This is a genomic window from Streptomyces sp. NPDC048185 (genome assembly GCF_043202495.1).
Taxonomy (GTDB): Bacteria; Actinomycetota; Actinomycetes; order Streptomycetales; family Streptomycetaceae; genus Streptomyces.
In genome coordinates, this window is record NZ_JBIDAN010000006.1 from 97,077 (window position 1) to 118,564 (window position 21,488).

At 76.2% G+C, this 21,488-nt stretch carries 14 protein-coding genes and 1 pseudogene; 4 read left to right on the forward strand and 11 right to left on the reverse strand.

From position 1 onward, the window contains the following. Positions 1-33: 33 nt before the first annotated feature. From ACGF3H_RS19165 to ACGF3H_RS19185, 5 genes are read right to left on the reverse strand one after another with little or no spacing between them, the layout of a single operon-like run. The gene (locus tag ACGF3H_RS19165; RefSeq protein ID WP_393816511.1) at positions 34-4,020 is read right to left on the reverse strand and encodes a hypothetical protein; all 3,987 of its coding nucleotides are present in this window, start codon (positions 4,018-4,020) and stop codon (positions 34-36) included. A 3-nt stretch (positions 4,021-4,023) separates the two neighbouring features. After that, positions 4,024-4,182, reverse strand: coding sequence for a DUF6760 family protein (locus tag ACGF3H_RS19170; RefSeq protein ID WP_362489832.1), 159 nt, complete (start codon positions 4,180-4,182; stop codon positions 4,024-4,026). Then, positions 4,179-4,676, reverse strand: coding sequence for a hypothetical protein (locus tag ACGF3H_RS19175; protein ID WP_362489834.1), 498 nt, complete (start codon positions 4,674-4,676; stop codon positions 4,179-4,181). Before ACGF3H_RS19175 ends, ACGF3H_RS19170 begins: the two co-directional genes overlap by 4 nt. Next, positions 4,676-5,119: a phage tail protein gene (locus tag ACGF3H_RS19180; protein ID WP_019326684.1), complete on the reverse strand. Its 444-nt coding sequence runs from the start codon at positions 5,117-5,119 to the stop codon at positions 4,676-4,678. The genes ACGF3H_RS19175 and ACGF3H_RS19180 overlap by 1 nt, the downstream gene beginning before the upstream one ends. A 57-nt stretch (positions 5,120-5,176) precedes the next feature. After that, positions 5,177-6,787 carry a phage tail sheath subtilisin-like domain-containing protein gene (locus ACGF3H_RS19185; protein WP_362489837.1) on the reverse strand — a complete coding sequence of 537 codons (1,611 nt, stop codon included), beginning with the start codon at positions 6,785-6,787 and terminating at the stop codon, positions 5,177-5,179. A 219-nt stretch (positions 6,788-7,006) separates the two neighbouring features. On the opposite strand from ACGF3H_RS19185, the gene ACGF3H_RS19190 reads away from it, so the two are divergent. Both ACGF3H_RS19190 and ACGF3H_RS19195 read left to right on the forward strand, forming a co-directional pair. Then, the gene (locus ACGF3H_RS19190; RefSeq protein ID WP_362489839.1) at positions 7,007-8,737 is read left to right on the forward strand and encodes a DUF4157 domain-containing protein; all 1,731 of its coding nucleotides are present in this window, start codon (positions 7,007-7,009) and stop codon (positions 8,735-8,737) included. 68 nt (positions 8,738-8,805) lie between these two features. Next, positions 8,806-10,242, forward strand: coding sequence for an RICIN domain-containing protein (locus ACGF3H_RS19195; protein ID WP_362489841.1), 1,437 nt, complete (start codon positions 8,806-8,808; stop codon positions 10,240-10,242). 4 nt (positions 10,243-10,246) lie between these two features. On the opposite strand, the gene ACGF3H_RS19200 is transcribed toward ACGF3H_RS19195, so the two are convergent. From ACGF3H_RS19200 to ACGF3H_RS19210, 3 genes are all read right to left on the reverse strand, one after another. Further along, a complete protein-coding gene (locus ACGF3H_RS19200) occupies positions 10,247-12,295 on the reverse strand; it encodes an ATP-binding protein (protein ID WP_393816512.1) in 2,049 nt (682 codons plus the stop codon). Next, positions 12,292-12,963, reverse strand: coding sequence for a DUF4255 domain-containing protein (locus tag ACGF3H_RS19205; protein ID WP_362489843.1), 672 nt, complete (start codon positions 12,961-12,963; stop codon positions 12,292-12,294). Before ACGF3H_RS19205 ends, ACGF3H_RS19200 begins: the two co-directional genes overlap by 4 nt. Positions 12,964-13,129: 166 nt before the next feature. Further along, entirely contained in the window at positions 13,130-13,813 is a 684-nt protein-coding gene (locus tag ACGF3H_RS19210) for a LuxR C-terminal-related transcriptional regulator (RefSeq protein WP_362489845.1), read from the reverse strand. 362 nt (positions 13,814-14,175) lie between these two features. On the opposite strand from ACGF3H_RS19210, the gene ACGF3H_RS19215 reads away from it, so the two are divergent. Both ACGF3H_RS19215 and ACGF3H_RS19220 read left to right on the forward strand, forming a co-directional pair. Further along, the gene (locus tag ACGF3H_RS19215) at positions 14,176-16,989 is read left to right on the forward strand and encodes an AAA family ATPase (protein ID WP_362489847.1); all 2,814 of its coding nucleotides are present in this window, start codon (positions 14,176-14,178) and stop codon (positions 16,987-16,989) included. A gap of 123 nt (positions 16,990-17,112) precedes the next feature. Further along, entirely contained in the window at positions 17,113-18,519 is a 1,407-nt protein-coding gene (locus ACGF3H_RS19220) for an FAD-dependent oxidoreductase (RefSeq protein ID WP_362489849.1), read from the forward strand. Between the two features lie 43 nt (positions 18,520-18,562). On the opposite strand, the gene ACGF3H_RS19225 is transcribed toward ACGF3H_RS19220, so the two are convergent. The 3 genes and pseudogenes from ACGF3H_RS19225 to ACGF3H_RS19235 form a co-directional block, all read right to left on the reverse strand. Then, complete coding sequence (locus ACGF3H_RS19225) at positions 18,563-20,065, reverse strand: MFS transporter (RefSeq protein ID WP_362489851.1); 1,503 nt, start codon at positions 20,063-20,065, stop codon at positions 18,563-18,565. 66 nt (positions 20,066-20,131) lie between these two features. Then, positions 20,132-20,293, reverse strand: a pseudogene (locus ACGF3H_RS19230) (zinc-binding dehydrogenase); the annotation flags it as partial. Positions 20,294-20,311: 18 nt separating this feature from the next. After that, the gene (locus ACGF3H_RS19235; RefSeq protein ID WP_362489853.1) at positions 20,312-21,472 is read right to left on the reverse strand and encodes an FAD-dependent oxidoreductase; all 1,161 of its coding nucleotides are present in this window, start codon (positions 21,470-21,472) and stop codon (positions 20,312-20,314) included. Positions 21,473-21,488: the final 16 nt, after the last annotated feature.

Genomic DNA, 21,488 nt, shown 5'->3' on the forward strand with positions numbered 1-21,488 from the left:
GTGGGTGAGCCGTGGGGTGCGAGGGGTGGCCGGTCAGGCGCGAGGGTCGCGGAGCCGTCCGATGCGCTCGCGGTCCATGCGCAGTTCGGTTCGGACCAGGCGGGTGACGCGGCCGATGATCCGGTGCACCAGCTCGTCGAGCTGGAAGTCGGTGAGCTCGCGCGGGTCGAACCCGCCCTCGGCGACCGCCGTGTACGCGGGCGGCGGGTCTGCCGCGGGACCGGGCGACGCGGAGGGCGGACGGTCGCCGGGCGGGGCGGTCGCCGCGCTGTACGACGGGGGCGGCGGGTCGCTCACGCCTGACTGCTGGGTCGAGGACGTCCGGAAGTGCCCCAGGGTGGAGGCGACGGTGGCCGACGCCGCCGCGGCGAGGGCGCCGATGCTGCGACCGGAAAGGCGCTGCACCGTGTGCGCAGGTGCGGTGTCCGCGGCCGGCGTCGCCGGGGGCGTGCGCTGGAGCGGGGGGTGCGGGGCCGCCGGGGGCGGGGTCAGGGGCGCCACGGGCAACGGACCGGCGGCTGCCCCGGCGCCGGGCGGGGCGGGCCGGCGCAGCGGTACGGCGCCGGCGGGCGCGCGCCGGCCCGTGTGCGCGGCGGAGCCTGCGACGGCGGGCAGCGGCAGGGGCGGCACCGGCCCGGGTGGCGGGCCGGTCGGGGTGGCGGGCGCCGCGGATACGGGCGGTGGCGGCGGAAACGGGGTGGCGGCCTGCCGGTTCGGCGGGGGTGTGGCGGTGGTGGTGCGCTGGACCGGGGGTGCGGGGTGGCCCGGGAGGGGCGGGTTGGGGCCGGGGGTGGCCGCGTGGACCGGCGGGGGTGTCGTGGTGGCGCGCTGGATCTGGGGTGCGGGGTGGTCCGTGACGGGGGCGCTGGGGCCGGGGGGCGTCGGCGGGGACGTGGACGCGGGGGCCTGGAGGACGTCGGCGGCCGGCACCGGGGTCCGGAACCCGGGGACGAAGGGGGCGGTGGCTCGCTGGACCGGCGGGGGTGCGGGCGTACCGGCGCGCGGACCGGGGGCCGGTGCGGTGAGCGGCGTGCTGCCGGCCGGCGTGGTGGTGAGGGGGGTGCCGAGCGGGGAGCGGCGCCGGTCGGCGGGCGGGGCCGCCGTGCCGGGGGCCGGGCGCGCGGGCTCGGGTGCCGGGGCCGGGTGTGCGGGGGTCGGTGCGGAGGCGGGGGCGCCCAGTCCCGGACGGTGTACCGCGGTGCTGCGCTGGACCAGGGGTGCGGTGCCGGGGGGCACCGGGCCGGGGCGTACGGACGTGGGGCCGGTGGAGTGCGAGGCGGTGGCCGCGTCGGTCGTCGGACGGGCCGAGCGGTCGGAGGCACCCGGGGCGGCCGACGGCGACCGCCGGACGGGGGCCGGTGCCGTGGCGGGCGCCGGAGGCGTCGCGGACGCGGGTGCTCCGTCCGTGGAGCGCTGCACCGGGCCTGCGGGCGTGCCCGGGCGTACGGCCGTGGGGACGGTGGACGGGGCCGGGGCGGGGGTGCCGTCGGCGCGGTGCGGCGGCGAGGTCTTCGCTGCGGCCGGCCCGCCGGGCGTCGTCGTCCGCCGTTGGACGGGGGCCGTGGTGGCACCCGCGTCGGCGGGGCGGGTCGCGGCCGTGCTGTCGGCGGTGCGCGGTGACGTGGACGTCGTGGGGGTGGGCGCGGTGGCACCGGGGTGGCGTCCCGCGCCGGAGGGATCCGCCGGTGGCCGGGCGGTGGCGGTCGGCCGGGGTCCGCTCGCCGCGGGGGTGTTCCGGGGCACGGCCCGCTGGACGGGCGGGGCCGAGGCGTCGGGTGCCGTGCCGGTCGCTCCGCCGCCGCCCTTGCCGCCGGGCGTGCCGGGTGCCGCGGTCGGGCGGACGGTGCCGGGCGCGGGCCGCTGGACCGGGGTGCTCGTCGCGGGGGCGCCACCGGTGGTGGGCGTCGCCGGACCGGCGGCCGCGGAGGGCCGGCTCTGCGGGCGTGCCGCCGGTGCGGACGTGCCGCCGCCGGGCGCGGTGCTGCCCGGGGTGGCGGCCCGCTGTACCGGGAGACCGGCTGCCGGGTCGTGAGGGGCGGGCGTCCGTCGGTCGCCCGTGGAGCCGGGTACGGCCCCCTGGGCCCGCGTGGTCGGTCGCGTGCCGTCGGTCGTGGTGCCGGAGGCAGGGGCGGCGTTCGGTACGGAGCCGTGCGGGTGCACGGGTGCGGCGGGCGTGCTGCTACCGGGGGCGGACGAGGACCGGGTGCTCGCGGGGGTGGGGCCCGTACTCGTGCGGGCGGTCTGCGGGCCCCGCGGGGGCACCGCACCCTGCACCGGGAGGTCGGACGCCGGGCCGCCGAGGGCGCCTTCGCGTGCGGGGGTGCCGGCCGCCGGGGGGTTGCCGGCCGGGTCGGTGCGTGGTGGGGCGGAGGTGGCTCGTTGGACCGGAGCCCCGGGTGCGGGGGCGTTGGCGGCCGGGTCGGTGCGCGGCGCCGACGATGCGCGCTGGGCGGGGGTGCCGGTCGTCGAGGTGCTGTCGTTGCCGGTCGGGGTCGGGGTCGGGGTCGGGGTCGGGGTCTGGTGCGGGGCGGATGTCGGCCGCTGGGCCGGGGTGCCGGTCGCCGGGGAGTTGCCGTTGCCGGTCGGGCCCGGGTGCGGGGCGGAGGTGCCTCGTTGGACCGGAGTTCCGGGTGCGGGGGCGTTGGCGGCCGGGTCGGTGCGCGGCGCCGACGATGCGCGCTGGGCGGGGGTGCCGGTCGTCGAGGTGCTGTCGTTGCCGGTGGGGCCCGGGTGCGGGGCGGATGTCGTCCGCTGGACCGGAGTTCCGGGTGTCGGGGTGTTGGCGGCCGGGTCGGTGCGCGGCGCCGACGATGCGCGCTGGACCGGACGTCCGGCCGCCGGGGCACCGGCCGCCGGGGCGTTCGCGGGTCGTGCGGTGGTGCGTGGGGCCGGGGTGGTGCGGGGCGTGGGCCGGGCCTCGTGGGTCGCCCGCTGGACCGGCGTGCCGGACCGCGGGGCGCCGCCCGGTGTCGGGGTGCTGGTGGTGGGGCCGGGCAGGCGAACGGGACCCGGGGACGCGTCGGCGACCGTCGGGCCGTCCGGGGACGCGGCCGTCGCCCGGGGACCGGAGGTGTGCGTCCGTGGTGCGGGCGCGGCGCCGGGCGGGCGTGCGGTGCGCTGGACGGGCGCCGCGGCAGGCGCGGGCGTCCGGTCGGCGGACCCGGGCTGAAGCGCGCCGGGGCCTCCTCGGTCGCCGTCCGGTGACGAGGGCGCGGTGTCCGAGGAGGCGGGAGCGGCGTCGGGCGCGCGCCGGGTCGCGGGCAGGGCCCGCCGCTGCACGGCCGCCGGCGCGGACGGCGCCCTGGTCAGCAGGTCCCGTGTGCGCGGTGCGGCGGGCGGCACGGGAGTCACGCGGACGCCGTGCGCGCCCCGGGCCGGGGGACCCGCGGGAGCCGACGGCGACGCCGGCGCCGTGGGGCGCGGTCGCTGGACCGGCGTCCGGGACGCGGTCGGTGCCGCGGCGGACGGCGGAGTGTGCGCCCGCGTCACGGGCGACGCGGCCGGGGACGAGGCGGGCGCGGCCGGGGACGGCGCCGGTGTCCTCGGTACCGTCCGCAGCGGCGCCACCGGCATGCGCTGCACGGCGGGAGCGCCCGCCGGGGACGCCGACGGGAGCCCTCGCGTACGGGGGCCGGACTCCGCGCCCGGCCGCGCCGGCTCGGCGAACGCCCCCGAGAGCAGGCCGTGGCCGGCCGCCGGGTCGAGGACCGCCGGGGACGGTGCCCCGCTGAACGACGGGTTCTGCCAGGTGGGCAGCCGTCCGCCGAACCCGGCGTCCGCGACGCCTGGACGCCGGTCGCCCGTCGACCGCTGGATCGGCGGCAGGGCCGTCCACGCGGCGACGGCCACGGGCGGCGCCGTGACATCGGCCGGGGCCGGCACGCCCTCCGGGCTCGGCACGCTCTCCGGGCTCGGCACGTCCGCCGGGCTCGGCACGTCCCCGCGCGGGGGCGGGCTCTGCGCGGAGCCCGCCGCGCCGGCACCGCCCTGCCGTCCCCGCAGCCGGTCGAGGAATCCCACCGCTCAGCCCTCCGTCGCGCCGCGCGTCACGAGGGACGCGATCTGCTCCGTGTACCGGCGCCGGTCCTGGTGCTCCAGGTCCAGGATCGCGTCCAGGCCCCAGTGGAAGTGGAAGGCGACGTACGCGATCTCCTCGTGCAGCCGGTCGGTCGCGTACGTCACGATTCCCCCAGGCGGCTCCCGCCGAGTTCCACCTCGAAGGGCTCCGAGCAGTGCGGGCACTGCACGGCCGCGCGGGTGTGCCCCTCCGCGTTGATCTGGCGGTAGAAGTCCTGGAGGAACGCCAGGTCGGAGGCGAACATGTTCTCCACGACCCCGTCGTGCACCATCGCCAGCGTGCCGAGCCGGGTGATGACCCGGCCGAGCAGCACCACCGACAGGTACGCGGGGTTCTCCTGCACGCGCACGTCGCGCAACGGGACCAGCTCGTCCCGGGCCGTCGACAGGCGCATCACACCGTCCCGGTGCACCGTGCCCGCCTCGTCGACGTACCCGCGCGGCAGCTCGAAGGGGAACTCGGTGACGAGCTGCCGGCGGGGCAGCGCGTCGGCCGGAGCTTCCGCAGGCGCGGCGGCGGGAGCCGAACGGGGGGAGTCCGCTCCCGCCGCCGCAGTCATGGGTGCCGCGGCGGGTGCCTGGGCAGCCGTACGCCGCATTACTCGATGACCAGTTCTTCGAACACGATGGTGACGGTCTCGGTCAGGGCCGCCGCCTCGCCCGCCTTCACCGTGCTCGTGTCGATCTTGCTGCACCAGGCGTTGCGCAGGTTGTACCGCTTCACCGGGTTGTCCTGGAAGTCCATCATGATGATGGACGCGTTCTTGCGGGCCGTGCTCATCTGGCCGCGGATCGAGTCGTTGATCCACTGGGTGAACGACGCCGACTGGGTCATGCCGCGCACGACGGTGCACTGGCCGTTCTTCTGCACGCCCGGCAGCAGCGCCACCTCGGCCCGGCCCTGCGCGCTGTTCTGCTGGTAGGTGATGACGTCCTGTTCGAGGGTCAGGCCGCTGACCTCGGCGAGGTACTCGACCATCACACCGTCGATCTGGAGACCGAAGTTGTGTGAAGTGAGGGCGTCACCCGGCTGGAGACTCATGTGTTCGCTGTCCTTCTGGGGATGGGAGGGGGCTTACGGGGAGCGGGCGGGTGCCGCCTACTCCTCCAGCTCCCCGCTGCCGCTGGAGAACTGGGCCAGCCGGAAGATCACGAACTCGGCGGGCTTGACCGGGGCGATGCCGATCTCGCAGATGACCCGGCCGAGGTCGACGGACTCCGGCGGGTTGGTCTCCTCGTCGCACTTGACGTAGTAGGCCTGCTCGGGGCTCTGGCCGAACAGGGCGCCGTTGCGCCACTCGTTGACCAGGAACGCCGAGACGTTGCGGCGGATGCGGGCCCAGAGGTTGTGGTCGTTCGGCTCGAACACCACCCACTGGGTGCCGATCAGGATCGACTCCTCCAGGTAGTTGAAGTACCGGCGGATGTTCAGGTAGCGCCACGCCGGGTCGGAGGAGAGGGTGCGGGCGCCCCAGACGCGGATGCCGCGGCCCGGGAAGGCGCGGATGCAGTTGACGCCGACCGGGTTGAGCAGGTCCTGCTCGCCGCGGGTGATCTGGAGCTCCAGGTCGACGGCGCCGCGGACGACCTCGTTGGCGGGGGCCTTGTGCACGCCCCGCTCGGAGTCGTTGCGGGCCCAGATGCCGGCCACGTGGCCGCTCGGCGGGATCAGGCGGGACTGGCCGGAGGCCGGGTCGAAGGTCTTGATCCACGGGTAGTACAGGGCCGCGTACTTGGAGTCGTAGCCGGCCGTCTCCTGGCGCCAGACCCGGATCTGACGGGCGTTCAGCCCGGGCGGCGGGTCGATGACGGCGACGCGGTCGCCCATCAGCTCGCAGTGGGCGATGAGACCGAGCTGGACGGCCTTGACGGCTTCCAGGTCGATCGCGCCGCGCTGGTAGGCGGCCATCAGGTCGGGCACGGCGACCATGGAGACCTCGTCGACGGCCTCCAGACCGCCGAAGCCGGTGCGGTCGGCGGAGTCGCCGAGGTACTGCGCCGGGCCGGGGTGGGAGACCTCGCCGGCCGGAGCGGCCTTCCCGGCGGGAGCGGCGGGAGCGGCGGGCGGTGCGGGCAGCGCCACGGTCTGGTTCTCCGGACGGGCCAGCTGCGCGGACGGCGCGGCCTCCGTCACGGTGATGAGCTTGGAGCGCTCCTTGACCTGGGTGACGACGTAGGCGCGGTTGCCCTTCTTGGCGCTCACGTCGAAGGTCTCGACCGGCCGGTCGCCGTCCTTGACGATCAGCTTGAAGCGCTCGGCGGGGCCCTCGCCCTCGGGGTCGGCGACCTCGACGGACAGCGGCCCGTGCTCGCCCGCGGCGGTGGCCGTCACGGCGAAGGTGCCGAGCTGCCGGGGTTCGGCGGCGGGCAGCGCGGCGGGAGCGGTGCCGGCCGTCACCGAGGCGGCGGCGTCCGTCCCCGGGGCCTCACCCGCGGCGTCCTCGGCGGAGCCGCCCACGCGGACGACGTAGGCGGCGCTGCCGCCGTTGTTGAAGAAGCCGTAGACGGAGTGCGCGAGGTAGTACCCGTCGGTGAAGTCACCGAACGCCGCGACGTACTGGGTCCAGTTGGTGACCAGCGTGGGCTCGTTCAGCGGTCCGGTCGGCGCGAGTCCGACGAAGGCCGCCACCGAGGTGCCCACCCCTTCGATCGGGCGCGAGCCGCTGGCCACCTCCTCGACGTAGACGCCGGGCGACAGGTAGGACGGCATGCTCTGCTCTCCTCGGGGTACGAGACAGGACGCCCCTCACCCTCGCGCGCGCGTCGCGCCCGCCGGAACGGCCCCGGGGGCCGTTCCCGGGGCAGCCCCGCTGCCCCGACGGGCACGTTCGCGCGCTGCCCCCGCGGCTGCCCCCGTGGTCCTTCCCGCTCCCGCCGCCGCCCGGCACAGTGTCGTCCCGACGTGTATCCACCGCCGAGGGGAGCGCCCGTGCGCGCGCAGGACAACGGCAAGGAGCGGGATCCGGCGAACGGGCAGGCGGGGCGCCCGCCCAGGCCCTCCCGGACACCCTCGTGGGCGGCCGGGGCGCTCGCGCTCCAGCGGCAGGCGGGCAACGCGGCCTTCTCCCGCGCCGTCTCCCAGGACCGGCACGAGCACGGCGCCGGCTGCGGGCACGCCGACGCGGCGGTGCAGCGCCTGGCGGAGGGCGACCGGCACCGGCACGGCGCCGGCTGCGGGCACGAGGAGGCGGCGGTGCAGCGCCGGGTCGCTCCCGGTGACGCCATCGCGACGCCCGGCCGGCCACTGCCGTCGCACATCCTGGAGCGGGTGGAGCAGGCGTACCCCATGAAGTTCGGGCACGTCCGCCTGCACGACGGGCCGGTGGCGCAGCGTTCGGCGGCCGACCACGGCGCCGTCGCCTACACCACCGGTTCCCACATCGTCAGCGGGCGCTCCAGCCTGGACGACGAGACCCTCTTCCACGAGGCCGGGCACGTCTGGCAGCAGGCCATGGGCAAGGTGGCGGGCACCGACGACGGCACCGGGACCCGGGTCTCCAGCCCGGACGACGCCTTCGAGGTGCAGGCCGCGGAGCACGGGCGGATCATGGCGCGGGGCGGGGTGCCCGACCTGACGCTGCCCGGCGCGACGGCCTCGGGCGCCGCGGTGCAGCGTGCCGCCGAGCCCGGCGCGCACGTCCAGCGGGCGCCGTCCGGCCGGGTGACCAAGCCGCAGGGGCGGGGCGGCCGGCGGAAGAAGGTGCAGAGCGTCGCCGACTCGGTGGCGGACGCGCTGGTGGCCCTCGGCTGGAAGCGCAGGGGCGCCAACCAGAGCCTCACCCTCCACCTGGTGCCGGACGCGCAGCAGATGGAGGAGGGGACCGCCAAGTCGGTGCTGGACGAGCGCTACGCGGGCTCGGCCAACCGGAGCCAGGCGCACAGCTTCGACGGCGCCCGCACCCGGCAGGTGCTGCGCTGGGTGTGCACGACCGTCAACCGGTACCTGCTGGCCGACGGCCTCAAGCCGACGGAGGTGCAGGCGGCGACCGTCCGGCCCGCCCAGGACCTGGAGCCCACGCCCGAACAGGAGCAGGCCTTCAAGCTGTTCGTCTCCACCAACCACACCCGGGTGAACGATGCGCTGCGCGCCGGCATCGACGGACAGGCCGCCGACGCCTACCTGCTGGGTCTGCTGGAGAAGGTGGCACCCGAGGAGGGCCGCGAGAAGCGCCACACGGCGAAGCTGCGGCACCTGTTGTCGCAGATGAAGACCAAGGAGAACCTGCATCCCGACTTCTGGCCGGTCATGGCGGCGCTCGCCGGGCAGGCCACGGTGCCCGACGGGGAGAAGGACATCCACGCGGAGCGGGCCATCCACGCCGCCGCGGAGAAGGAGGGCGCGACCGCGGACACGTACGGCGGACTGAAGCGGCCCTGCGTGATCTGCTACATGGAGCTGTTCCAGGGCACCGACCGCACTCCGGGCCCGTACTGGCCCAGCACCGCGGCCAACACGGACATCGCCGACTACACGGCCGACCAGGCGCCCGCCCTCGCGCGGCGCATCGACACCGTCATCCGGCAGGCCGGCGGCACCCGCGTCACCGTGCCGCTGAACTGCGAGCTCCACCAGCTCACCACCGATCACGACTCCGACTCCGACTCCCCGGCGCCCAGCGAGGGGGAGCGGGAGACCGAACCGATGGACACCTCCGCCTGACCCGAGGGGCAACGGGGTCTGCCCCGCCGCCCGGTGACCCGGCGGCGCGGGCCCCGTAGCGTCGCGGCGTGAGCCTTTGGACCTCCCTGGAGCCCGCGTCCGCCACGGTCGATCCCGGCAGCAGCACACGGGTGCGGCTGCGGCTGCGCAACACCGGTGACGTCGTCGACGAGTACCGGTTCGAACCCGTCGGGGACGTGGCCCCGTGGACGACCGTCGAGCCGCAGACACTGCGGCTGTACCCCGGTACGACCGGCACCGTCGAGCTGACGTTCGCGCCGCCGCGGACCCCCGACGCCGCGGCCGGCCCGAATCCGTACGCGGTGCGGATCACGCCGACCGAGCACCCGGAAGCGGTGACGGTTCCCGAGGGCAACCTGACGATCACGCCGTTCACGCAGGTGCGGGCCGAACTGGTGCCGCCGACGGTGAAGGGCAGGTTCCGGGGGCGGCCGCGGCTCGCGGTGGACAACCTCGGCAACACCAAGGTGACGGCGTCGGTCGCGGGCAGCGACACCGGCGACCACCTGACGTACGAGATCCGTCCGGGGAACGTGCAGATCGAGCCGGGACGCGCGGCGTTCGTGGACACGACGCTGAGGCCGCGCCGGATCATCTGGTTCGGCTCGAAGGAGGAACGGCCCTACACGCTGGCGGTGCGCCGGTCGGGCGTCGAGCCGACGGAGGTCGAGGGGACCTACGTGCAGCGCGGGTTCCTGCCCCGCTGGCTGGCCACGTTCTTCGGCATCGCGCTGGCCCTGACCATCGCCTTCGTCATGATCTGGATCGCCTACAAGCCCCAGGTCCGCAGCAGCGCCACCGAGCAGACGGAGCAGGCGGGCGCAGCGCTCGCCCCCAGCCCCAGTGCCCCGCCCCAGCCGCTGCCCAGCGCGGCCGCGTCGGCTCCCGTCGAGGCACCCGAGCAGCCGGCCGCCGAGGAACCCGAGGACGACGGCGGTGGCGGCGGTGGCGGCGGCGGTGACGCGTCGCCGTCCCCGAAGCCCAAGAGCGAGCCGCCCGTGGTGCCCGCCCGGAACATCCTGCTGCGCAACACCGCCAGCGACATGTGCGCCGAACTGCCCGGCCGTGAGAAGGGGGAGATCAACGGCCCCGTGCAGCAGGCCGCCTGCGACGACACCGACGGGGACAACCAGATCTGGGACCTGGAGGTGACGGACGAGAAGGGCGGCCCCGGCGGGGCGGCTCTCTTCCAGATCCGCAACGTCAAGGACAAGTACTGCATGGACCTGGGCGAGTACGGTGCCCGGCCCTTCGGGACGCCCGTCGCCGAGTTCCACTGCGACGGCACGACCGCCGACAACCAGCTCTGGTGGCTCGACGAGCAGCAGAGCGGCGTCTACTGGATCCGCAACTTCGCCAGCAACAACGCGTGTCTGGACGTGGACGGCGTCGACGGGGGCAACCTCTTCGCCCGGCTGATGATCTACGACTGCGCCGCCTCCGACGACGCGGAGTGGAAGATCGTCCGGCCGGACGGGGCCTGACCGGTCACCAGCCGCCCTCGCCCGGCACCAGCCGCCCCGCCTTGCGGTACTCGCGGCGGGCGCCCTCCAGGAGGTCGCCCGCCGTCACCCGGTCACCGCGCCCGGCGGCCAGGTAGGCGGCGGTGACCACCGCGCTGCGGATCGAACCCCCGGCCAGCTCGAAGTCCCGCGCCAGGGGCGCCGGGTCGATGCCGTCGGCGGAGGGGACGTGCGCCATGCCGTGCCGCCACAGGGCCAGCCGCTGCCCGGCGTCCGGGAACGGGAAGTCGACCACGAGGTCCAGGCGCCGGGTGAACGCCTCGTCGATGTTGGCCCGCAGGTTGGTGGTGAGCAGGGCGATGCCGTCGAAGGACTCCAGCCGCTGGAGCAGGTAGGCGCTCTCCATGTTGGCGTACCGGTCGTGCGCGTCCTTGACCTCGGAGCGCTTGCCGAACACGGCGTCGGCCTCGTCGAAGAGGAGCACGGCGTCGGTGCGGTCGGCCTCCGTGAAGATCCGTTCCAGGTTCTTCTCGGTCTCGCCGACGTACTTGTCCACGATCGACGACAACTGGACGACGTACAGGTCCAGGCCCAGGTCGGCCGCGACCACCTCCGCCGACAGGGTCTTGCCGGTGCCGGACTCGCCCGCGAACAGCCCGAGCACGCCCCGGCCGCGCCCGCCGCCGGCGCTGAGCCGCCAGTCGCCGAGCACGCGGTCGCGGTGGCGGGCGCGCAGGGCGAGTTCGCGCAGCTGGGTGAGGGGCTTCTCGGGCAGGACCAGGTCTCCCCAGTCCACCGCGGGACGGATGCGCCGGGCGTGGCTCTCCAGTCCGGAGGCTGACTGGCGGCGGGCGGCGAGCCGGACGTGGGCGGCGGTGACCGGGCCGCCGTCGAAGACGGCGAGGGCGTGGGCGGCCTCGGCGGCCCGCCGGATGCGCTCGCCACCGAGGCGGTACGGGGCGACGGTGGCGGCCAGGTCGAAGCCGTCGGCGTCCGGGCCGAGCGCGGCCCGCCAGGCCTGCGCCCCGCCGGCCCCGCGTCCCGGCGCCTCCAGGACCAGCGGATCGCCCAGGGACCAGTGGGGGTCGTAGGGGCGGGTGTCCGTCAGCAGTACGGTCACGTCCCTCGCCGCCGTCAGCGCCCGGACCAGCGGGCCCGGCTGTCCGGGCAGGCCCGGGACGACGACGGCGCGGCCGTCGAGGCGGGCCTCGCGGAGGAGTTCGGGGACGTGGTCCCCCGGGTCCGGGCAGTGCAGCGCGTCGAGGCCGGCGAGGCGCAGCGCGGCGGCGACGGCGGCCAGGCCGTCACCCTCGTGCTGTTCGCGGAGGTGCACGGTGAGCGGTCCGGCGAGCAGGCGGGCGGCGAGCCGGCGCGCGAAGTCCTCGGCGGCGGCGCCCGCGGGCAGCGGCTCGGGCATCGGGCGCAGCCGGCCGAGCAGGGCCGCGTCCGGGGTGTCGTCGCCGAGGAGGTGGCCGGTCAGCCGGTCGGGAACCCGCAGCGAACGGGTCAGGAAGGGGCGTTCCGGCTCCTCGACCTCCAGCAGACCGAGGGCGCGCAGGGGTGCCGAGGCGTGCAGGCGGGCGCGGGCCGCCGCCGCGTGCGCGGGCACGGCGCACAGCTCGAGGGCGAGGCCCGCGGTGGCCCGGCGGCGGCTGACGTCGTCGTTGAGGTAGCCGTAGAGCGGCTCGAAGGTGCGGTCGACGTCGGGGGCGAGGGCCACGAGCAGCACGGCGACGTCCAGCTCGGTCAGCGCCGCCCGCCCGGCGAGCCGGGACAGCCGGTCGGCCGGCGTCCCGTCGTGGCCGGCGCCGGGGGCGGCCCCGGTGGCCGCTGCGGTGGCCTCGGCCCCCGCGGGCGGGGACCAGGTGTGCAGCAGGCGCCGCACCGCCTCCTCGGACAGGTAGAGGCCGCGCAGCGGGTCGTCGGCGGTCGGATCGGTGGCGGAACGCCGCTCGACCAGAGCGGTCACCCGCTCCCGCAGCACCGCGAGCCGGGCGAGCAGCGCGGGGGCGGCACCCTCACCGGTGCCCGTGGCCGCTCCCGGGCCGTCGGAGGGGGTGCACGGCGCGTTCACCGCGGGTCCGCGGGGCGGCCGGCCCGGCGGGCGGCCCGGGCCGCCGCGACCTGGTGCGGGCGGTGGGAGCGTCCGCCGGCCTCCGCCGGGTCGTCGGCCAGGTCGCGGACCCGGACCGTGGCGCCCTCGGTGACCGGGGGACCGGCGTCGTACTCGGGGAAGGCGGGGAAGGGCGCGGTCACCACCAGGTCGAGGGAGGGTTTCAGCTCACCGCCCAGGGCGGACCAGATCTCGGCGAGGGACCGGGACTCCGTCTGGATGCCGGCCACCGTCAGCGGCACCGACAGGCCGAGTGCGCCCAGGGAGCCCGGGAGTCCGGCGGGCGGCACCATCTCGTGGGGCAGCAGGGTCGCGAGCACGGCGGACAGCAGCCGGTGCTCGTCCTGCGGGGTCTTCGTCCAGGCCGTCACCAGGTACGACAGCCGGAACCAGCGGGGCGGCTGGCGGCGCCGCACCACGATGTCGTGCTCGTCGCGGACCGCCATCTGCCCGCGCTGGCGCCGGGCCACGTCCTCGCGGATGTCGTACAGGTAGGTGTTGACCACCGGGCCGTTGCGCCGGGCCGCCCAGTCGCGCGTGGGTGCCTCGAAGGACACGTCGATGCCCGAGCCCGCCAAGGCCCCGCCGCCGAGGAGGGTCTTGAGGACCTCGTCCACCTCGTGGATCACGTTCGCGCTCCCGCCCTGCCCGCACCGCCGCCGCTTCGCCCGGCCTGTCGTCCGCCGTCGATCGTGCCCCGGGGGCCGCCCGGCCCGCAGGCACGCCGGGGACGGCCGGCGGGCAGGACGGTCTGCCCGTGCGGCTCCGACGCGCCGCCTTCGATTGCCCGTTCGGTCAGATGTAGCCTTCCCGGAGGGCATAGGCCACGGCGTGCGCGCGGTTGCGCAGATGGAGCCGCGTGGTGAGTCCGTGCATGACGTTCTTGACGGTCCGTTCGGAGTAGGACAGCTTGCCGGCGATCTCCCCGGTGTCGAGGCCGTCGGCGACCAGTCGCAGGACGTCCACCTCGCGGGGTGCGAGGCCCAGCGAGGGGGCGCCGGGGCGGCCCGCCGCGCCCCGATGCAGGGTTCCCACCTGGTGGACGAGCCGCCCGATCAGGTCGGCCGGCAGGTCGCCGTCGCCGCGGGAGGCCGCCAGGACCGCCTGCACCAGCCGGTGCGCGGTGGCCTCGTGGCGCCACACGATGGCGCCGACGCCGCACTCGACGACGTCCAGCAGTTCGGTCTCGCGGATCGAGCCGACCACGAGCACGGCACGCGCGCCCTCGCTGCGCACGATCCGCCGCAGCCGGGTGAGCGCCGCCTCGTCCAGCGCGTCCTCGATGAGCAGCGCCACCGTGCCGGGACCGGACTCCTCGCGCAGGTCGACCTCCGGGTGCCGGCGCAACTGGCTGACCGCGCCCTCGCGGCTGATCGGATCCGGAGCGGACACCGCCACCGGAACGCGCCCGTCGCCGGCACCGGTGACCCGGCCGGCGCCGAGGGCGGCCGTGGTGGTGGTCCGGGGTGAGCTGAGCAACCGTTTCCCCCCTGTTCACGAACCCGCCGTCCGGCACTGGCCGGCAGCGGATGAGCAGGTTCCACACTTCTTCGGGTGCCGGGGCCGCGCAATCGTGGAGCACCACGAGGCACACCACGAGACAAGCACCGCCGGGAACCGCCCCGTTCGGGTGTCTCCGCAGGTCAGGCGGGTCCTGTGCAGGGAGAGCGCGGGCCCGTGGCCCGACGGCGCACCACCGTGAGCCTCGCCACAGCCGCCGCGGCGGCCGCTCACCGGCCCATGGAACACCGTTGCCACGCGTGGGCCACTTCACACCACCCCCGCCCGCATTCACCCGTCTCACAGGCGGGAGGAGCATCATCCACCGCAGGAGGCACCCGATGACCGGACCGCTCCGTGAACGCGACGACGCACGGGCGCTGTTGGCGGCCGAGACCGAGCGGGCCCGGGCCGGCACCGGGGGCTTCGTCCTGGTGCGCGGCGCCACCGGAACCGGCCGCACCGCCGTGCTGGAGAGCGCCGCGCGGCACGCGGCGGACCTGGGCATGCGCGTCCTGCGGGCGCGCTGTTCACCCGAGGACACCGCGGTGCCCTTCGGGGCGATCCTGCAACTCCTCGGCCCGGTACCGGACTTCACCGACCTGGCGCCCGACGGAGACGACCGCGGCAGCGCGGCCCGCCTGTGGCGGCTGCTGCGGTCGTACGCGACCAAGGGACCGCTGTTCGTGGCCGCCGACGACATCCACCTGGCCGACCAGTCGTCGCGCCGCTGGCTGCTGGAGGCGGCCCGCCGGCTGGACCGATTACCGGTGCTGCTGGTGGCCACCGAGCGCAGCCAGTACGACGTCGACCCGCGGCCGGCCGGACTCAGCCAGGCCCTGTCGCCCTCCCTCGTGCGCACCCACACCCTCCCCCCGCTCGGCGACACGGCGGCGGCCGCCCTGGTGCGGGCGGCCTTCCCGGAGGCCGGCCCGCAGTGGACGGCCCAGTGCGTGCGGGCCGGAGCCGGCAGCCCGCTGCTGCTGCACGCCCTGCTGGACGACCTGGGCGGCACACCGGGCCCGGAGCGTCCCGCGGACCACGGCGTCCCTCCCCTGCCCGACACCTGCGCCGAGCTGTACCCGGGGACGTACCCGGCGGCCGTCTCCTGGTGGCTGAGCAGCGCCGGTGCCGCGACGGCCGACGTGGCCCGGTGCCTCGCGGCGCTGGAGCAGGCCTGGCCGCCGGGCGGCGAGGACGACGCGGCGGGCGGGCCGGCCGGGGCGGACGCCGGTGAAACGGCCGACCTGCTCGCCGAGGCGGCCGGGGCCGACCCCGTCCGGGTCGCCGGGTGGCTCGCCGCCGCCACGCGGCTCGGACTGCTGCGGCGCGACGGCGCCGGCCGCCCCCGCTACGCGCACCCGCTGCTGCGCGACGCCGTGCTCACCGGGTGGCCGAGACCCCGCCGGGAGGCCGCGCACCGGGCGGCGGCGGAGGCACTGCTGCGCCGGGGCGGACGGGTGGAGGCGGTCGCCCGGCACCTGCTGCGCGCACCGGCCGTCGGGCTGCCCTGGGCCCTGCGCGTGCTGCGGGACGCGGTGACGGTCGCCGTGCACGACGCCCGGCCCGGCGACGCCGTCGGCTATCTGCGCCGGGCGCTGGACGAGCCGCTCGATGACGGTCAGCGGCAGCGGCTGCTGACCGAACTGGGCTCCCTGGAGTACGCGTCGGCCGACGCGCCCGCGGCCATCGCGCGCCTCGCCGAGGCCCAGCACCTGCCGGCCGACCCCCGCAACCGGGTGCGGACGGCCGTCGCCCTCGGCACCGCCCTCGCGGGCCGCGGGGAGATCCGTACGGCCATGGAGGTACTGCGCCGCACCGAGGGCCGGCTGTCCGGCCATCCGGGTCTCACCCGCACCGTGCAGGCCGCGGGCGCGCTGCTGTCCGACGTGGACCTGGCGACCCGGCAGGAGGTGTACCGGACGCTGTGCGAGAGCGGCGAGGACTCCCCGGAGGTGATCGGTACCGCCGGGCAGGCCCTGCTGGTGCGGTACGCGGCGACGGCCGGGCTGATCTCGGCCCGGGAGGCCATGACCCGGGTACGGGCCCTGCTCGCCCAGCCGACCGATCCGCTCGCCGAGCCCTTCCTGCTGGGCACGGCCGCCGCGGTGGCCCAGTGGGCCGACGAACTGGACGAGGCGGAACGGCTCGTGGAGCGCGGGCTGTCCGGCCAGCACCCGGCCCTGCTGCACCCGATGCAGCACGCGCTTCTCAACACCCGCGCGGACATCGCCGCGGCCCGCGGCGACCACGCCCGCCTGCTCGCCCGGGAGCCCGGCACCGCCGCGGCCGGCTCCCGCACCGGCCCCACCAACCACGACGCCCACGCCCTGCTGGCGCTCGTCCACACCGGCCGCGTCGACGAGGCCGCGCGCCTCGCGGCCGCGTTCGACCTGCGCGACGCACCGGAGTCCTGGGAACTCAACCGCTTCCTGTACGCGCGCGGTGTGCAGCGGGCGGCCGCCGGCGACGCGGCGGGAGCGCTGCACGACTTACTGGAGTGCGGACGGCGGCAGACGGCCCGCGAGGTGGTCAGCCCGGTCGTCACCCCGTGGCGGACAGCGGTCGCGGAGTGCCGGCTGGCGCTGGGCGGCGGCCAGGAGGCACTGGCCCTGGCGACGGAGGAACTGCGGCTGGCCCGTGTGTGGAACACCCCGCGCACGGTGGGCCGGGCCCTGCGCGTGCTGGGCACCGCGACCGGCGGGAGGCGCGGCCTGAAGCTGGCCGAGGAGGCCGTGAGCACCCTGCGGGACGCGCCCGCCGGCACCGCGACGGAGCTGGTCGAGGCACTGCTGGCGCAGGGCCGCCAGCTCCTCGCCGCCGGGGAACGGGGCCGCGCCCGCGACCGCCTGCGCGAGGCGGCGGAACGGGCCGAGCTCGCGGGCGCCGCGCGGCTGCTCACCCTGACCGGGCAGGTCCTGCGGGACAGCGGCGCCCGAGGCCCGGCGACCACCCGCACCGGCTCCGGGGCGCTGACCGACAGCGAACGACGGATCGCCGAACTGGCCGCCGCGGGGCGGACCAACACCGAGATCGCCGACCTGCTGCACCTGGCCCGGCGCACCGTGGAGACCCACCTGACCAGCACCTACCGCAAGCTGCGCATACGCCGCCGGACCGAACTGCCCGCCGCCCTGCACGACGACCGCCCCTGAGCCCGGTCCGCCTGAAGCTCCCCGCCGCTCGGCCGCGCGGCACCGGTCACGGGCCCCGCGGGCGCCGAAAGTCCACGGAATCCGAAGCAGACAACGGCCCCCCACCAGGGCTAACGTCCTGCCATGAGCAGCCCGAGCAGCGGCGTCGTGAACGGTGGCATCTCCTACTGGTACGCGGACGACGGTCTCCCGGCGGTGCGGGAGCCGCTCGCCGGGGACGCGTCGGCGGACGTGGTGATCGTCGGGGGTGGCTACACCGGACTGTGGACGGCGTACTACCTCAAGAAGGCGGCGCCGACCCTGCGGATCACGGTCCTGGAGCAGAGGTTCTGCGGTTACGGCGCCTCCGGCCGCAACGGCGGCTGGCTGTACAACGGCATCGCCGGCCGCGACCGGTACGCGAAGCTGCACGGCCACGAGGCGGCGGTACGCCTGCAGCGGGCGATGAACGACACCGTGGACGAGGTGATCCGGGTGGCCGCGGCGGAGGGCATCGACGCCGACGTGCACAAGGGCGGGGTGCTGGAAGTGGCGTGCACGCCCGCGCAGGCGGCCCGGCTGAAGGCGTTCCACGAGGCGGAGCTGGCGTTCGGCGAGAAGGACCGGGAGTCGTACGGGGCCCGGGAGACGGCGGAGCGGATCAGGGTGGCGGGAGCCGTCGGTTCGACGTGGACGCCGCACGGGGCCCGGCTGCATCCCGTGAAGCTGGTGAAGGGGCTCGCGGCGGCCGTCGAGCGCCTCGGGGTGACCATCCACGAGTCGACGCCGGTCACGGAGATCCGGCCCCGCCGGGCGGTGACGCCGTACGGCACCGTCCGCGCTCCCTACGTGCTGCGCTGCACCGAGGGCTTCACCGCCTCGCTCAGGGGCCAGCGGCGGACCTGGCTGCCGATGAACTCCTCGATGATCACCACCGAGCCGCTCACCGACGAGCAGTGGGAGTCGGTGGGCTGGGCGGGCCGTCAGACCCTCGGCGACATGGCGCACGCCTACATGTACGCCCAGCGCACCGCCGACGGCCGGATCGCGCTCGGCGGACGCGGGGTGCCCTACCGCTTCGGTTCCCGCACCGACAACGACGGCACGACGCAGGCCGCGACCGTCGAGGCGTTGCGGGAGATCCTGGTCCACTTCTTCCCCTCCCTGGCCGGGCTGCGGATCGAGCACGCCTGGTCGGGGGTGCTGGGCGTGCCGCGCGACTGGTGCGCGAGCGTCACCCTGGACCGGTCGACGGGGCTGGGCTGGGCCGGCGGTTACGTCGGTTCCGGTGTCGCCACCGCCAACCTGGCCGCCCGCACCCTGGGCGACCTGGTCCGGCGGGACTCGGGCGAGGGCGGCCCCACCGAGCTGACCGGCCTGCCGTGGGTGGGGCACCGGGTGCGCCGCTGGGAACCGGAGCCGCTGCGCTGGCTGGGCGTGCAGGGCATGTACGCCGTGTACCGCGAGGCGGACCGGCGTGAGCGCACGACGCACAGCGCGTCGTCGTCCCGGCTGGCGCGGCTGGCGGACCGGGTGGCGGGCCGCCACTGAGCGCTTCGCGCCGGGCCGGGGACCGCGGGCGGCCCGGGGCCCCTCAGCCCACCGGTTCCGGCACCGGGCGGTCGGCCGGGTTGCCGTGCCTCGGGGCCTTGGCGGTGACCATCAGACCCGCGATCACGCCCGCCAGCAGCATGATGCCGGCGGCCAGCCAGATGGCGACCGTGTAGCCGTGGACGATGCCCTCCCTGACGATCTCGCCCCGCCGGGTCGGGTCGGTGAGGTGGGAGGTGATCCACGTGGCGCTGGTGCTGGTGGCGACGGTGTTGAGCAGCGCCGTGCCGATGGAGCCGCCCACCTGCTGCGAGGTGTTGACCGTAGCCGAGGTGACGCCGGAGTCCTGGGGGGCGACACCGGCGGTGGCGGTGGAGAAGACCGGCATGAAGGTCAGGCCCATGCCGAGGCCCATCATGAGCAGGGCGGGCAGGATGTCGGTGGCGTACTGCGAGTGCACGGTCATCTGCGTGAGGACCACCATGCCGCCGGAGGCGAGGAGCATGCCGGGGACCATCAGCATGCGCGGGCCCACGCGGGGCAGCAGCCGGGCCGAGATCTGGGTGGAGCCGATCACGATCGCGGCCGTCATCGGCAGGAAGGCCAGGCCGGTCCGCACGGGCGAGTAGACGAGGATGACCTGCAGGTAGTAGGTCATGAACAGGAACAGCCCGAACATGCCGATGACGGCCAGCATCATCGTCAGGAAGCAGCCGGCGCGGTTGCGGTCGCGGATGATGTGCAACGGCAGCAGGGGCACCGGCGCCCGGGTCTGCCACCACACGAAGACCCCCAGGAGGACGGCGCCCGCGGCGAACAGCGCCAGCACGAGCGGGTCGCTCCAGCCGCGCGGCTGTGCCTCGCTGAAGCCGTAGACGAGCGCCACCAGGCCGCCGCAGCCGAGGACCACGCCCGGCACGTCGAGGCGGACGTCGGCGTGGCCGGGCCGGTCGTGCAGGAGGACCAGAGCGCCGGTCACGGCGACGACGGCGATGGGGATGTTGACGTACAGGCACCAGCGCCAGTTCAGGAACTCGGTGAGCACGCCGCCGACGATGAAGCCGACGGCGGCGCCGCTGCCGGCCAGCGCGCCGTAGATGCCGAAGGCCTTCCCCCGTTCCTCGGGGTCGGTGAAGGTGGTCGTCAGCAGGGACAGCGCGGAGGGCGCGAGGACGGCGGCGAAGACGCCCTGCAGCGCGCGGGCGCCGAAGAGCATCGCGGGGCCGACGGCGGCGCCGCCGATCGCGGAGGCGGCGGCGAAGCCGATCAGTCCGATGACGAAGGTGCGTTTGCGTCCCACAAGGTCGGCGATGCGTCCGCCGAGCAGCAGCAGACCGCCGAAGGCGAGGGTGTAGGCGGTGATCACCCACTGGCGGTTGGCGTCGGACATGCCCAGGTCGCGCTGCGCGGAGGGCAGCGCGATGTTCACGATCGTCGCGTCGAGGACGACCATCAGCTGGGCCAGGGCGATCACCACCAGCCCCCACCAGCGGCGGGGGTCGGCGTCCGCGGAGGCGGTTCCCTCACCTGTCCGGGTGGCACTCATTGGCCCAGAAGACCACGGATCGGGACGTATCGCATCCCGTTCGGTCGTCCGAGGGGCCGTCGGCCGTCACGGCTCCAGGACCACCTTCCCGGTCGTGCGCCGGTCCTGGAGCGCGCGGTGCGCGGCCGCGGCCGCGGCGAGCGGGAAGCGGTGCACGACGGGGGAGAGGCGGCCCTCGGCGGCCTCGGCGAGGGCGCGCAGTTCGAGGGCGCGTGCGGCTCGTGGTCCGGGGTCCACTCAACGACCTCAGGCCTGCTTGAGGTCAAGCTCCTTCCGGCCGAGCGCGAGGGACACGGCCGTCAGGGCGCTGTTGAAGGAGACCTCGGACAGCAGTCCCGGCGCGGCGACCTGGTCCCCGGCGAGGTAGACGCCGTCGCCGCGGTCGACCGCGGGCCGGTCCCGCCAGGTGGTGCCGGGCGGGTCGACGGCGCCGGTACGGCCGTTCGCGACGGACTCGCGCCGCCAGGTCAGGCGCTCGCGCCAGCCGGGGAAGCCCAGGTCGAGCAGGTGCTCCGCGCGTGCGGTGCCGTCGGCCTTCGACTCGTCCGGGCCGATCGGGATCTGCCCCTGGATCAGCTGCTCGCCCGCCGGGGCCAGCGTGCGGTCCTGCGCCGTGAACCGCTCGATCCAGCCCGGCGCGTCCAGGTCGGAGACCGCGAAGGCGTCACCGCGCCGGGACCGCACGGCCAGGTCGACCAGCGTGGTGCGTCCGCTGGGCCAGCTCAGCGAGGGGTCGCCGAGCAGACGGCGGGCCGCGTCGAGGGAGGTGGCGACGACGACCGGGGTGTCCACCGGGAGGGTGTCGACCCGGGACAGGGTCTCCATCCGGACCCCGAGGTTCCATGCCAGGGCGGCCATCCGGTCGATGACGGCGGACCAGCCGCCGCGCGGGTAGTGCGCCTCGGGCGGCAGCTTGGCCGCCCGGCGCAGGCGTTCCTGCACGAAGGCGGCGGACAGCGAACCGGGGTCGTGGTGGAAGAGGGCGACGGCGCAGTAGTGCGCGGCGGCACGGGCGCCCTCCTCGCCCGCGACGCCGGTCGCCCAGGTGAGGAAGTCGGTGTCGACGGGTGCCGGCCCGACGCTCCGGCGCAGCAGCCTGAGCATGGCGAAGGGCGGGGTGCGGCGCAGGGCGCCCCGGTGGTGCAGCCGCAGCCGGGCCGCCTCCAGCGGCGGCAGGGGCGCGAGGGGGCCGATCAGGTCGCGCTGCCGGAGCCAGGACCAGTGCGGGCCGCCGTTGTAGAGGGCGTGCGGGCCTTCGTTGGTGCGGTACGGGCCGTCGGCGGTACGGGCCCGTCCGCCCAGGGTGTGGTGGGCCTCGTGGACGGTGACCTTGGCGCCCGCCTCGGCGGCGGTGATGGCGGCGGTCAGTCCGGCGAAGCCGCCGCCGACGACGGTGATGCGGTGCATGGCTGAGGGCTCCCTC